Here is an 11,967-nt window from a genome sequence, read left to right as displayed (position 1 = left end):
TATCCCAGCCGGCCTCCCCCGCCCTGAGGGCCGATACCCCGGTTTGTTTTTGGCATGCTGCTGTCAGAGCGAGGTACTAGGTTGATCTCCGATCGCTGCCGCACCCAGGGCACGGGGCTCTGCTGGGAGGCCGGCCGGGATCAGGAAGGACTTGCCATGTCCGAAAGTGTGGCGTGTGCCTACCGGCGTACGGGTGTCGAACCGGTACGGGGAATCAACAAGATAAACCGCCTGACCGACCGTGAGAAGGAGGTTCTGCTTCTTCTCGGAACCGGGCTGGGCAACCGCCAGCTCGCGCGCGAACTGTCCATCGCCGAGCGCACGGTGAAGGCCCACATCGCGCGGATCGTGGAGAAACTCGACCAGGAGACGCGACTGCAGGCCGCCGTCCTGTCCGTGCTCGTCCACGACACCCTGTGCGACGACGCGCGGTGTGCGTGCCGGAACGAGCCCGAGTACGAACCGGCACGGCGGGTGGAGGTGTCCGCCCGGTGACCCTCTTCGGCAGCCGCTGACTCACACCGGCGCGGGCCCCGAGGCCCCCGGTGACCGGACCCGACCAGCCGGTGGCCGATACTGGGACACATGGCATACGACGATCTTCGCTCCCTGCTCAGGGCACTGGAGCGCGAAGGGGACCTCAAGCGCGTCAAGGCCGAGGTCGACCCGTATCTGGAGGTCGGGGAGATCGTCGACCGGGTGCAGAAGTCCGGCGGTCCCGCGCTGCTCTTCGAGAACGTGAAGGGCTCCTCCATGCCCCTCGCGATGAACGTCTTCGGCACCGACCGGCGGCTGCTGAAGGCGCTCGGCCTGAAGTCGTACGGCGAGATCAGCGACAAGATCGGCGGGCTGCTGCGCCCCGAGCTGCCGCACGGGTTCGTCGGTGTGCGCGAGGCCTTCGGCAAGCTCGGCGCGATGACGCACGTACCGCCGAAGAAGGTGAAGTCCGACCACGCGCCGGTGCAGGAGGTCGTCCTGCGCGGCGACGAGGTGGACCTCGACGCGCTGCCCGCCCTGTTCACCTGGCCCCAGGACGGCGGCTCCTTCTTCAACCTGGGGCTCACCCACACCAAGGACCCGGAGACGGGCATCCGCAACCTCGGGCTGTACCGCCTCCAGCGCCACGACCGGCGCACCATCGGCATGCACTGGCAGATCCACAAGGACAGCCGCAACCATTACCAGGTCGCGGCGCGCAGGGGCGAGCGCCTCCCGGTCGCCATCGCCTTCGGCTGCCCGCCCGCCGTCACCTACGCCTCCACCGCCCCCCTCCCCGGCGACATCGACGAGTACCTCTTCGCCGGGTTCATCGCGGGCAGGCGGATCGAGATGGTCGACTGCAAGACGGTCCCGCTCCAGGTCCCGGCCAACGCCGAGGTCGTACTGGAGGGCTGGCTGGAGCCGGGCGAGATGCTCCCCGAGGGCCCCTTCGGCGACCACACCGGCTTCTACACCCCGCAGGAGCCCTTCCCCGCGCTGAAGATCGACTGCGTGACGATGCGCCGCCGCCCCCTGCTGCAGTCGATCGTCGTGGGCCGGCCCCCGACCGAGGACGGCCCCCTGGGCCGCGCCACGGAGCGCTTCTTCCTCCCCCTGCTGAAGATCATCGTCCCGGACATCGTGGACTACCACCTGCCCGAGGCCGGCGGCTTCCACAACTGCGCGATCGTCTCGATCGACAAGAAGTACCCCAAGCACGCGCAGAAGGTGATGCACGCGATCTGGGGGGCACACATGATGTCGCTGACCAAGCTGATCGTGGTCGTCGACGCCGACTGCGACGTCCACGACCTCCACGAGGTCGCCTGGCGCGCCCTCGGCAACACGGACTACGCCCGCGACCTCACGGTGGTCGAGGGCCCCGTCGACCACCTCGACCACGCCTCCTACCAGCAGTTCTGGGGCGGCAAGGCGGGTATCGACGCGACGAAGAAGTGGCCCGAGGAGGGCTATACCCGGGACGGGGGCTGGCCGGACATGGTGTTGTCGGACCCGGAGACGGCGGCGAAGGTCGACCGCCGCTGGAAGGAGTACGGCCTGTGAGCACCGCCTCCGCGGCGATCCCCCAGCCGGGACGCACCAAGGCGTTCCTGCGCCTGGTGATGATCGAGCACTCCGTCTTCGCCCTGCCCTTCGCCTACATCGCCTCCCTCACCGCGATGTACCAGTGGGACAGGAACATCCACTGGGGCCGCCTGCTGCTGGTCACTATCTGCATGGTGGGCCTGCGGACCTTCGCGATGGCGGTCAACCGGATCATCGACCGCGAGATCGACGCCCGTAACCCGCGCACCGCCCACCGCGAGCTGGTCACCGGCGCGATGTCCGTCCGCCACGCCTGGACGGGCGCCCTGGTCGCCCTGGTGGTCTTCCTGGGCGCGGCGGCCCTGCTCAACCCGCTCTGCCTGGCCCTGGCCCCCGTCGCCGTGATCCCGATGGTGGTCTACCCCTACGGCAAACGCTTCACGAACTTCCCGCAGGCCATCCTGGGCCTCGCCCAGGCGATGGGCCCCGTCGGCGGCTGGCTGGCGATCAGCGGCGAATGGTCCTGGGACGCGGTGATCCTCGGTCTCGCCGTCGGCATCTGGATCGGCGGCTTCGACCTCATCTACGCCTGCCAGGACGTCGAGACCGACCGCGAGATCGGCGTCATGTCCGTCCCGGCCCGCTTCGGCATCCCGGCCGCCGTATGGGGCGCGCGGGTGTGCCACGCCATCACCACGGCTCTGTTCGTCTGGTACGCCCTCGCCACCCACGCCGGCCCGTTCTTCTGGCTGGGCCTGGTGATCGTCGCGGGAGCCTTCGTCTACGAGCACACCATCGTGCGGCCGCATGATCTCTCGCGGGTGAACAGGGCGTTCTTCAGCGTCAACGGGTTCATCGGCATTGCCCTGTTCGTGTGTGCGCTGCTCGATCTTCTGGTTCGGGGTCTGACCGTCTGACGGGACCATCATGAGGGTGTGGGCCCAGCTGGAACCTCAGCTGGGCCCGGAGTGGGGCTTCATCAGCGCCTACGGGGACGAGCTGACCGCGGAGACGAAGCTCGGACACCTCACGGTCGACACCACCCGCCTTCCCGTGGATCCCGAGGCGCCCGGCCCGTCCTGAACACCGCCCGGCCCGCCGGTACGCTCAAGGTGTGAACGCAGGAGAAACGCAGCGCGTGCCTTGGATCGTGGGGGTGTCCGGAGCTTCCGGAACGCCGTACGCGGCGGCGGTGCTGCGAGGGCTTCTCGAGGCCGGGGAACGGGTGGACCTGGTGGTCAGCCGGGCGTCGCGGCTGACGCTGATGGACGAGACGGGGATCTCGTTCCGGGACGCGCACTGGCGGGACGACCTGCGGGAATGGCTCGCGAGGGGGGCCGACGGGAAGCCGGACACCTTCGCGGTGGACGTCACGGGGGTGCGCTACTGGAGCGCGGGGGACCTGGCAGCCGGGCCGTCGTCGGGGTCGTACCCGGCGAAGGGGATGCTGATCGTGCCCGCCTCCACGGCCTGCGTGGCCGGGGTCGCGCTCGGGCTGTCGAAGGATCTGTTGCAGCGGGCCGCGAGCGTCACGCTCAAGGAGCGCCGCACGCTGGTCGTCGCCGTCCGCGAGACCCCGCTGAACGGCCAGACCCTGCGCCACCTGGTCGCGCTCGACGACGCGGGCGCGACCGTGGTGCCCGCCTCGCCGGCCTTCTACGCGGGCGCGACCCACATCCAGGACCTGGTCGACTTCGTCGCCGGACGCGTACTCGACGCGGCGGGAGTGGAGCACCGGCTCTACCGCCGCTGGCGGGGCGAACTCGGCGGCGGTGACGCAACCCGCACGACATGAACGCCGTCTGAGCAAGTCGAGTCAGTGGCAGTACCTCTCATCACTCCAAGAACTTTTCACCGGAAGGCTTCGATCGCATGGACGCGGTGGACAGGCAGCTCATCCAGGCCCTGAGGGAGAACGGCCGGGCCTCCTACGCGGAGCTGGGGCGCCTCGTCGGCCTGTCGGGACCCAGCGTCACCGACCGCATCAACCGGCTGGAGGCGGCCGGCGTCATCACCGGCTACCGGGCCACTGTGAACTCCGCCTCGCTCGGCCTCGGCGTGATCGCCCTGATCGGCATCTCGCTCTCCGACGCCGCCGACCACGAGGACGTGGCGGGCCGGCTGAAGGACCTCCCGGAGATCGAGGACTGCTGGTTCATCGCGGGGGACGACTCCTTCATGCTCAAGGTGCGCGCGACGGACGTGGACGGGCTGGAGCGGATCATCCGGCGGCTCAGCGGGACGAAGGGCGTCTCCCGGACCCGTACCACGATCGTGCTGTCCACGAAGTGGGAGAACCGGGTGGGCGAACTGCCCGAGGAGTGACCCGGGGAGTGATCGGTTACGGCTGGCCGTGGAAGCCGGACTCCCCGGCGTGGGGCCCTGGTTGAAATGCCATGATGGGAACGCAGGACGCGCTCAGCCTGTGCGCCGGACACTCCGGCGCCCCACAGTGAGGAACTGGCATGGCCACCGGAACCGCATCCACCGACAGCCCCGCGACCCTCTACGGGCCGGTCTCGCTCGTCCTCGGCATCGTCGCCTCGATCGCCGCGGTGCTGTCCGGCTTCGTCGGCATCGCGATCCCCCTGCTGGCCGGCAGCCTCGCCGTCACCTTCGGCCTGCTCGGCCTGGCCCGCAGGCTCAGCCGGGGCGCGAGCGCCATCGGCCTCGCCACCGGCTCCCTCGGCGTGCTCTACCCGGTCTTCCTCGTCGCCGTCATCTGAGTCCGCCCGACAGGCCCTCGAGCCCGCACCGCAGCGTTCCTCTTCCGCCCCGTCGGCCCTCCGGTCGGCGGGGCGCCGTGCGTGCCGGTGACCTGTTGCCCTTTCGGGCACTGCCCACCCGTCCACTGCCCCATGAGTCACTTATGCCCCACTCGCCCGCTGCCTAGGGTCATTGGCGTAGCCCTGACAAAGGCGCCCGAAGGGGCACGCCTCAGGGCCACGGCATAGCAGAGGACGAAGGGGAAGAAACTTGCAGCTCTCGCGCTCCGTAAAGGTGGCAACGCTGGCGGTGGCCCCGCTCGCGCTGGTGGCGACCGGGTTCCACACGTCCGCCTCCGCCGACCAGGGCCCGCGGCCGGCCGCCGCCGCGTTCTCCGTGTCCGCGCTGACCTCCCACGAACTGACGGACGTCTCCGGCTTCGCCGCGAACAGCGCCGAGGGCAAGGCGCTGAAGGCGCAGGGCTTCGGCGTGGTGCGGGCCGCGTCGGGCGAGGCCGCGGTCGTCGACACCTCCATGGCCCGCGAGGGCATCACCTCGGCGACCGGCAAGGGCTTCGTCGAGCTGTCCTGGAAGGGCTACGCGCAGGACGCCCGCTATGTGATCGCCCGGGACGGCAAGGACGTGGCCACCCTGGGCGCGGGTGTGACGTCCTTCCGCGACACGACCGTCAAGCCCGGCGCCCGGTACGACTACCAGGTCGTGCCGCTGCTGCCCGAGAACGGCGACCCGCAGGCGCGCCGGTACGGCATGAAGGTGTCCGTTCCGGCCTCCGGGTCGCTGAAGGACCTGCGTAAGCAGGCGGTCGGCCGGGCGACCGCGGCCGGCACCGCATCGACGTCCACGCTGAGCTGGGTCGGCTTCATCCCGCAGAAGAAGGTCGACGCCCCGCTGGCGGGCTGCGACTACGGCCGGAACTTCCAGTTCGGCGGCGACTCGCACTCCGACTTCAACTGGAAGTCGGACAAGTACCGCTTCGCCCTGCACGCGACCGTCACCTGGAGCAACAAGAAGGTGACGGCCAACAAGGACATCCACCCGACCAAGGTGTATGTGAAGTCGACCGGCCGGTACGTGACCAAGAAGACCGCCAGCGCCCGGAACACCTACGCCAAGAAGCTGGGGTCGGGCAGCAACTACGTGGACGTGCGCATGGTCGTGCACGCCACCAACCCGTTCTGCAGCGGGCTGGGCGGCGTCAAGGGCGCCGCCGACGGTGCCTTCACCATGAACCTGACCAAGAGCGGTAACTGGACCATCCGCTCCGGCAAGCACCGGCTGTTCCCGAACAACTACATCTACATCTATGACGGCGGGCAGGTGACGGACGTCTACAAGCGCAAGTACGCGAGCGTCGCCTGCCTGATCGGTTCGGTCGCCTGCCCCGAGGCCGACCTGACCGGCCGCTACGGCAGGTTCTGATCCTGCCGTAACCCCCCTTCCGTACGTCCGGCTCAGGCTGGGCGTACGGTTGGGGGGTTCTGTCGTAGAAAGGTGTGAGCATGGACGTCGGGCTCAAGCGTGAACTTGAGGAGAAGGTCCGCTCCGGTGAGCGGCTGACCCGCGAGGACGGCATCGCGCTGTACGAGTCGGACGACCTGGCCTGGCTGGGCGGGCTGGCGCACGAGGTGCGGACGCGCAAGAACGGCGACGTCGTGCACTTCAACGTCAACCGCCACCTCAACATGACGAACGTGTGCACCGCGTCCTGCGCCTACTGCTCCTTCCAGCGCAAGCCGGGCGAGAAGGACGCGTACACGATGCGCATCGAGGAGGCGGTCAAGCTCGCCAAGGCGATGGAGTCGGAGAACCTCACCGAGCTGCACATCGTCAACGGGCTGCACCCCAACCTCCCGTGGCGGTACTACCCGCGCTCCCTGCGCGAGCTGAAGGCCGCCCTGCCGAACGTGTCGCTGAAGGCCTTCACCGCCACCGAGATCCACCACTTCGAGACGATCTCCGGGCTCAGCGCCTCCGAGATCCTCGACGAGCTGATCGACGCCGGCCTGGAGTCCCTCACCGGCGGCGGCGCGGAGATCTTCGACTGGGAGGTCCGGCAGCACATCGTCGACCACCGCACCCACTGGGAGGACTGGTCGCGGATCCACCGCCTGGCGCACGAGAAGGGCCTCAAGACCCCGTGCACCATGCTGTACGGCCACATCGAGGAGCCCCGCCACCGCGTCGACCACGTGCTGCGGCTGCGTGAGCTGCAGGACGAGACCGGCGGCTTCCAGGTGTTCATCCCGCTGCGCTACCAGCACGACTTCGTGGACATGCAGGACGGCAAGGTCCGCAACCGGCTCCAGGCCCGCACCCAGATGGCGACCGGCGCCGAGGCCCTGAAGACCTTCGCCGTCTCCCGGCTGCTGTTCGACAACGTCCCGCACGTCAAGGTCTTCTGGGTGATGCACGGCGTGCAGACCGCCCAGCTGGCCCTTCAGCACGGTGCCGACGACATGGACGGCTCGGTCGTCGAGTACAAGATCACGCACGACGCCGACAACTACGGCACCCCGAACAAGCTGACCCGCGAGGACCTGCTGGACCTCATCCGGGACGCGGGCTTCCGTCCGGTGGAGCGCAACACGCGGTACGAGATCATCCGCGAGTACGAGGGCCCGGACCCGGCGCGCCGGGAGTCCCCCCAGCCGATGCGCGTGTGATCCCCGCCGGGCGCGGGTGTACTGGGCGGACGTGAGCCCCGTACGACCGCGCCCGGCCCACCCGCGACCTCAGCCGGAACGCGGTCAGGACCCCCATGGCGGGTACCCGGACCACATGGTCGGCGCACGAGCCCCTGAGGACGCCTACACGGCCGCTCCCTTCGTCCCTGACCACGGCGGTCTCACCGCCCTGCGGCGGGCTGCCGCGGACTGTCGTGGCTGCCCGCTGCACGACGACGCCACCCAGACGGTCTTCGGCGCGGGTGCCGAGAACGCGCGGGTGATGCTGGTCGGGGAGCAGCCCGGCGACCAGGAGGACCGGCAGGGCAGGCCGTTCGTGGGGCCCGCCGGGAAGCTGCTGGACAAGGCGCTCGCGGAGGCGGGGATCGACCCCGGCGAGGCGTACGTCACCAACGCGGTCAAGCACTTCAAGTTCACGCAGGCCGAGCCCCGCAAGCGCCGTATCCACAAGACGCCGACCCTGCGCGAGATGACGGCGTGCGGGCCCTGGCTGGCCGCCGAGCTGGCGGTGGTCGAACCCGAGCTGATCGTGGTGCTGGGCGCCACGGCCGGGAAGGCGCTGCTCGGGTCGTCGTTCAGGGTGAACGAGGTGCGCGGGACGGTGCTGGAGCGGGAGATCCACGGGCGGCGGGAGCGGCTGGTGCCGACCGTGCATCCGTCGGCGGTGCTGCGGGCGGAGGACCGGGAGGGGGCGTACAGGGGACTGGTGGCGGATCTGAAAGTGGCTGCACAAGCCCTGGGGTAATAGATACCATCCCCCCATGCCCCTTACATTCACGCTCGACCCCGCCGTCACCCCTGCCCTCCGTGACGGCGTCCTCGACCTGTGGGCCGACGTCACCAACGCGGGCGGAGCCGTCGGCTTCGTGGCGCCGGTGACCCGCGAGGACATACGCCCCGAGCTGGTCAAGCACCTCGCCGCGATGGCCGAGGGACGCCACCGGCTCCTGGTCGGACACGACGAGACGGGCGAGGTCGCCGCGACCGCCTTCTTCTCCTTCAACACGCACCGGCTGATGACGCACTGGGTGTGGCTGTACACGGTGATGGTCCACCCGAAGCACCAGGGCAAGGGGTACGGCCGCGAGCTGCTGGCGGCCGCCGAGGACGCGGCCCGCGGCTTCGACGGAATCGAAGCGATACGCCTCGGCTGCCGGGGCGGACTCGGCCTGGAACGGTTCTACGGCTCCTGCGGCTACAAGGAGGTCGGCCGGGTGCCCGACGCGATCCGGGTGGCGCCCGGGGACGACCGGGACGACATCACCATGCTGCTGCACCTCGGGTGACCCCCTGCCAAGATCGGGGGCCGGGCGTGCTTCACTGGACGATGGCCCTTTGGGGTGTTCGGTCGTTTCGGAACGGAAGAGTGGATTGAGATGCTCCGCTACACGCTGATGCGCCTCGGGATCTTCGCGGGCTGCCTCGTGGTCGTCTGGGGCCTCGTCTACGCCGGCGTCTTCCCGCGCGCCTTCGGCAACTCCAACTTCCTGTGGGTGCTGCTGCTCGCCATGGTGATCTCGGCGCCGATCAGCTTCGTGGTGCTGCGCAAGGAGCGGGACCGGGCGTCGGTGCAGATCGTCGAGAAGGTCGACCGCGCCAAGGCCAACCTGGAGGCCAACCGCAGCCAGGAGGACCTGGCCGACGACTCCGCACGGACCCAGGGCCAGACCTCCTGAGCACAGGCCCGGGGATGCGCACGGCGCCCCCAACTACTCTTGCCCCATGGGTGCCGTGAAGACCAAGCGGATGCCGCGCGCGGTGCGGGAGCAGCAGATGCTGGACGCCGCCGTACGAACCTTCGGCCAGCGGGGGTACATGGCCGCGTCGATGGACGAGATCGCCGAACTGGCGGGCGTCTCCAAGCCGTTGGTGTACCTCTACCTGAACTCCAAGGAAGACCTCTTCACGGCGTGCATCCGCCGTGAGGCCAAGGCCCTGACCGAGGCCGTCCGCACCGGGGTCCGCCCGGGCCTGCCCGCCGACCGCCAGCTCTGGGACGGACTCCAGGCCTTCTTCGCGCACACCGCCGAGCACCCCGACGGCTGGTCCGTCCTGCACCTCCAGGCCCGCACCCACGGCGAGCCCTTCGCCGCCGAGGTCACCGCGATGCGCGAGGAGATCGTCGCCTTCGTCACCCAGCTGATCGCCGTCGCCGCCCGCGAGGCCCACCGGAAACCCGGCCTCCCCGAGCACGAGGTCGCCGGCCTCGCCGAGGCCCTGGTCGGCGCCGCCGAGTCCCTCGCCGCCTGGGCCAACGCCACCCCGGGCGTCACCGCCCGGCAGGCCGCGGCCACCCTGATGAACTTCGCGTGGGCGGGCCTGGGCAACCTGATGGACGGGCGGCCCTGGCCGCCGCCGGCCCCGGCGGCTCAGCAGACCAGCGGGTAGATGTCCCCCGCCACGTGCACCTTCTCGCCGCCCCGCAACTCGAACCGCCCGCCCTCCGCCGCGTACGTCACCGCCCCCGGCAGCAGCACCGGCGCCCGGAACTCCGCCCGCACCAGCACCGCCTCCGGCGTCCCGTGCGCGGCCAGACAGCGGGCCACGGTCCACATGCCGTGCGCGATGGCACGGGGGAAGCCGAAGAGGCGGGCGGCCAGCGGGTGGAGGTGGATCGGGTTACGGTCGCCGGAGACGGCACCGTAGCGCCGCCCTACGTTCCCGCCGAGCCGCCACTCGTCGACAGGGGGCGGGGGCTTGTCTTCAGGGGAGGGGGCGGTGGTTCGCGTCATGGGGCCGCTCGTGCGGTGCCGCGCCAGATACGTGCTCCGCGACTCCCACACCACCTCCCCGCCCGCCCGCAGCTCCGTGATCACGACCGCCTCGGTGCCGCGCCGGTGCGGCACCAAACCCTCCACGTACACGGTGAGTTCGTACGTCCCACCCACCGCCACCGCCCCCCGCCGGGTCATCTCGATCGACGTATGGACGAGCCCGAGCAGCGGCAGCGGGAAGTCCCGGCCGCTCATCAGCCGCATGGCCAGCGGGAAGCCCAGCACATGCGGATACGTCACCGGCAGCGTGTCCGCGCCGGTCGGGAAGCCGCACACCCGCTCGTAGGCGGCCAGCCGCGCGAGGTCCACGCGCAGACCGGGCAGCACCAGCCGCTCGCGGGGACACTCCGCCTCCGGCCGGGGGCGCTTGAAGGGGGAGAGGAGGGCGCCCCGCAGAAGGAGCGGCGGCAGGGAGGGCAGGCCGGTGAGCTCGGTCATGCGCTACGCCCCCAGCAGGCTCTGGCCGCAGACCCGCACGACCTGCCCGTTGACCGCACCGGAGGCCGGGTGGGCGAGCCAGGCGATGGTCTCGGCGACGTCGACGGGCAGCCCGCCCTGGGCGAGGGAGTTCATCCGCCGCCCGGCCTCTCGGACGAGGAGCGGAATCGCCGCCGTCATCCTCGTCTCGATGAACCCCGGCGCGACCGCGTTCACGGTCACCCCGTGCTCGGCGAGCGCCCGCGGCGCGAGTGACCGCACCAGCCCCACGACCCCCGCCTTGCTCGCGCCGTAGTTCGTCTGCCCCGCGTTCCCGGCCAGCCCCGCGATCGAGGCGGTGGCCACGATCCTCCCGCCGGAGCGCAGGGTGCCGCGCGCCAGCAGCGCGTCGGTCGTGCGCAGCACGCTCCCGAGGTTGACCTCCAGCACCGAACTCCACCGCTCGGCGGGCATGTTGACAAGCCGCCGGTCCCGGGTGATCCCGGCGTTGTGGATCAGCACGTCCAGCCCGTCGGGCAGCGCCGCAGCGATCCGCTCACCCGCGTCGGCGGCGGTGATGTCGAGGGTGAGGGCGGTGCCGCCGAGCCGTTCGGCGACGGCGCGGGCGTCCGCCTCCGCCGCCGGTACGTCGAGTACGACCACCCGGGCCCCGTCCCTGCCCAGCGTCCCCGCGACCGCCTCGCCTATCCCGCGCGCGGCGCCGGTGACCAGCGCGGTGCGCCCGGCCAGGGGCCGCTCCCAGTCGCCGGGGGCGGTGACCTGCCCGTCGCCCACGCCGATGACCTGGCCGCTGACGTAGGCCGACCTGGGGGAGAGCAGGAAGCGGAGGGTGGACTCGGCGGCGACCGCGTCGGTGAGCCGGACCAGGTTGACGGTCCTGCCCCGCCCGATCTCCTTGCCCAGGGACCGGGTGAGGCCCTCCAGGGCCTGCTGGGCGGCGGCCTGGTGGTGGTCGGCGGGGTCGAGCGGGGCGCCCAGCACCACCACCCGGCCGCTCGCGGCGACCGACCGCACGACCGGGTGCAGCGCCGCGTGCACCTCGGCCAGCGTCTCGACGTCCCGGACACCGGTCGCGTCGAGGACCACGGCGGCGGGCTGCCGGGAGTCCGGGTCCGCGGTGAGCCCCGTACGGGCGAGGACGGCGGCCGGGTCGAGGCCGGACTTGCCGGCGGTGAGGTGGAGCAGCGGACCGCCGAGCGAGTGCTCCCGCTCCGACCGGCGCTTCAGCGGCGCGGGCTGCGGCAGCCCCAGGCGGCGGGTCAGGAAGCGGCCGGGCGCGGTGCCGGTGAAGCTCAGATAGCGGTCGGCCATCTCCGACT

General features: G+C 70.9%; 15 protein-coding genes. 13 read left to right on the top strand and 2 right to left on the bottom strand.

Translation table 11 applies throughout. The features are described from left to right. Positions 1 to 156 precede the first annotated feature (156 nt). The 13 genes from ACZ7L0_RS34575 to ACZ7L0_RS34515 all read left to right on the top strand — a co-directional run bounded on the left by ACZ7L0_RS34575 (position 157) and on the right by ACZ7L0_RS34515 (position 9,824). Entirely contained in the window at positions 157 to 495 is a 339-nt protein-coding gene (locus tag ACZ7L0_RS34575; protein WP_471246496.1) for a helix-turn-helix domain-containing protein, read from the top strand. Positions 496 to 585: 90 nt separating this feature from the next. Further along, a complete protein-coding gene (locus ACZ7L0_RS34570) occupies positions 586 to 2,043 on the top strand; it encodes a menaquinone biosynthesis decarboxylase (protein ID WP_471246495.1) in 1,458 nt (485 codons plus the stop codon). Beyond that, positions 2,040 to 2,942: a menaquinone biosynthesis prenyltransferase MqnP gene (mqnP, locus tag ACZ7L0_RS34565; protein WP_471246494.1), complete on the top strand. Its 903-nt coding sequence runs from the start codon at positions 2,040 to 2,042 to the stop codon at positions 2,940 to 2,942. Before ACZ7L0_RS34570 ends, mqnP begins: the two co-directional genes overlap by 4 nt. A gap of 16 nt (positions 2,943 to 2,958) precedes the next feature. Continuing rightward, positions 2,959 to 3,108 carry a hypothetical protein gene (locus tag ACZ7L0_RS34560; protein ID WP_471246493.1) on the top strand — a complete coding sequence of 50 codons (150 nt, stop codon included), beginning with the start codon at positions 2,959 to 2,961 and terminating at the stop codon, positions 3,106 to 3,108. A 55-nt stretch (positions 3,109 to 3,163) separates the two neighbouring features. Continuing rightward, entirely contained in the window at positions 3,164 to 3,820 is a 657-nt protein-coding gene (locus tag ACZ7L0_RS34555; RefSeq protein ID WP_471246566.1) for a UbiX family flavin prenyltransferase, read from the top strand. Between the two features lie 77 nt (positions 3,821 to 3,897). Next, on the top strand, positions 3,898 to 4,350 hold the full coding sequence (locus tag ACZ7L0_RS34550; protein ID WP_471246492.1) for an Lrp/AsnC family transcriptional regulator: 453 nt from the start codon (positions 3,898 to 3,900) through the stop codon (positions 4,348 to 4,350). A gap of 140 nt (positions 4,351 to 4,490) precedes the next feature. Then, positions 4,491 to 4,751, top strand: coding sequence for a hypothetical protein (locus tag ACZ7L0_RS34545; protein WP_471246491.1), 261 nt, complete (start codon positions 4,491 to 4,493; stop codon positions 4,749 to 4,751). Between the two features lie 274 nt (positions 4,752 to 5,025). Next, entirely contained in the window at positions 5,026 to 6,171 is a 1,146-nt protein-coding gene (locus tag ACZ7L0_RS34540; protein WP_471246490.1) for a hypothetical protein, read from the top strand. Between the two features lie 80 nt (positions 6,172 to 6,251). After that, positions 6,252 to 7,415, top strand: a complete 1,164-nt coding sequence (gene mqnE / locus ACZ7L0_RS34535; RefSeq protein WP_471246489.1) for an aminofutalosine synthase MqnE — start codon at positions 6,252 to 6,254, stop codon at positions 7,413 to 7,415. A 115-nt stretch (positions 7,416 to 7,530) separates the two neighbouring features. Further along, positions 7,531 to 8,181 (top strand): UdgX family uracil-DNA binding protein, encoded by a 651-nt coding sequence (locus ACZ7L0_RS34530; RefSeq protein WP_471246488.1) that lies wholly within the window; start codon positions 7,531 to 7,533, stop codon positions 8,179 to 8,181. A 16-nt stretch (positions 8,182 to 8,197) separates the two neighbouring features. Next, positions 8,198 to 8,722: a GNAT family N-acetyltransferase gene (locus tag ACZ7L0_RS34525; RefSeq protein WP_471246487.1), complete on the top strand. Its 525-nt coding sequence runs from the start codon at positions 8,198 to 8,200 to the stop codon at positions 8,720 to 8,722. A 90-nt stretch (positions 8,723 to 8,812) separates the two neighbouring features. Further along, positions 8,813 to 9,112, top strand: coding sequence for a DUF4229 domain-containing protein (locus tag ACZ7L0_RS34520; RefSeq protein ID WP_471246486.1), 300 nt, complete (start codon positions 8,813 to 8,815; stop codon positions 9,110 to 9,112). Between the two features lie 46 nt (positions 9,113 to 9,158). Then, the gene (locus ACZ7L0_RS34515; protein ID WP_471246485.1) at positions 9,159 to 9,824 is read left to right on the top strand and encodes a TetR/AcrR family transcriptional regulator; all 666 of its coding nucleotides are present in this window, start codon (positions 9,159 to 9,161) and stop codon (positions 9,822 to 9,824) included. Here the strand turns inward: ACZ7L0_RS34515 and ACZ7L0_RS34510 are convergent. After that, a complete protein-coding gene (locus tag ACZ7L0_RS34510) occupies positions 9,806 to 10,648 on the bottom strand; it encodes a MaoC family dehydratase (RefSeq protein WP_471246484.1) in 843 nt (280 codons plus the stop codon). The genes ACZ7L0_RS34515 and ACZ7L0_RS34510 overlap by 19 nt on opposite strands. A 3-nt stretch (positions 10,649 to 10,651) precedes the next feature. Further along, on the bottom strand, positions 10,652 to 11,959 hold the full coding sequence (locus ACZ7L0_RS34505) for a 3-oxoacyl-ACP reductase (protein WP_471246483.1): 1,308 nt from the start codon (positions 11,957 to 11,959) through the stop codon (positions 10,652 to 10,654). Positions 11,960 to 11,967: the final 8 nt, after the last annotated feature.

Source organism: Streptomyces sp. NPDC039424, assembly GCF_055639495.1.
Note: the sequence above shows the minus strand (reverse complement) of the source record. Positions and strands in the feature narration are given on the sequence as shown.

Bases quoted from the DNA above. Each gene is read 5' to 3' on its own strand.
- ACZ7L0_RS34575 (WP_471246496.1), top strand. From the start codon at position 157: ATGTCCGAAAGTGTGGCGTGTGCCTACCGGCGTACGGGTGTCGAACCG.
- ACZ7L0_RS34570 (WP_471246495.1), top strand. From the start codon at position 586: ATGGCATACGACGATCTTCGCTCCCTGCTCAGGGCACTGGAGCGCGAA.
- ACZ7L0_RS34550 (WP_471246492.1), top strand. From the start codon at position 3,898: ATGGACGCGGTGGACAGGCAGCTCATCCAGGCCCTGAGGGAGAACGGC.
- ACZ7L0_RS34545 (WP_471246491.1), top strand. From the start codon at position 4,491: ATGGCCACCGGAACCGCATCCACCGACAGCCCCGCGACCCTCTACGGG.
- mqnE (WP_471246489.1), top strand. From the start codon at position 6,252: ATGGACGTCGGGCTCAAGCGTGAACTTGAGGAGAAGGTCCGCTCCGGT.
- ACZ7L0_RS34530 (WP_471246488.1), top strand. From the start codon at position 7,531: ATGGTCGGCGCACGAGCCCCTGAGGACGCCTACACGGCCGCTCCCTTC.
- ACZ7L0_RS34525 (WP_471246487.1), top strand. From the start codon at position 8,198: ATGCCCCTTACATTCACGCTCGACCCCGCCGTCACCCCTGCCCTCCGT.
- ACZ7L0_RS34520 (WP_471246486.1), top strand. From the start codon at position 8,813: ATGCTCCGCTACACGCTGATGCGCCTCGGGATCTTCGCGGGCTGCCTC.
- ACZ7L0_RS34515 (WP_471246485.1), top strand. From the start codon at position 9,159: ATGGGTGCCGTGAAGACCAAGCGGATGCCGCGCGCGGTGCGGGAGCAG.
- ACZ7L0_RS34510 (WP_471246484.1), bottom strand. From the start codon at position 10,648: ATGACCGAGCTCACCGGCCTGCCCTCCCTGCCGCCGCTCCTTCTGCGG.
- ACZ7L0_RS34505 (WP_471246483.1), bottom strand. From the start codon at position 11,959: ATGGCCGACCGCTATCTGAGCTTCACCGGCACCGCGCCCGGCCGCTTC.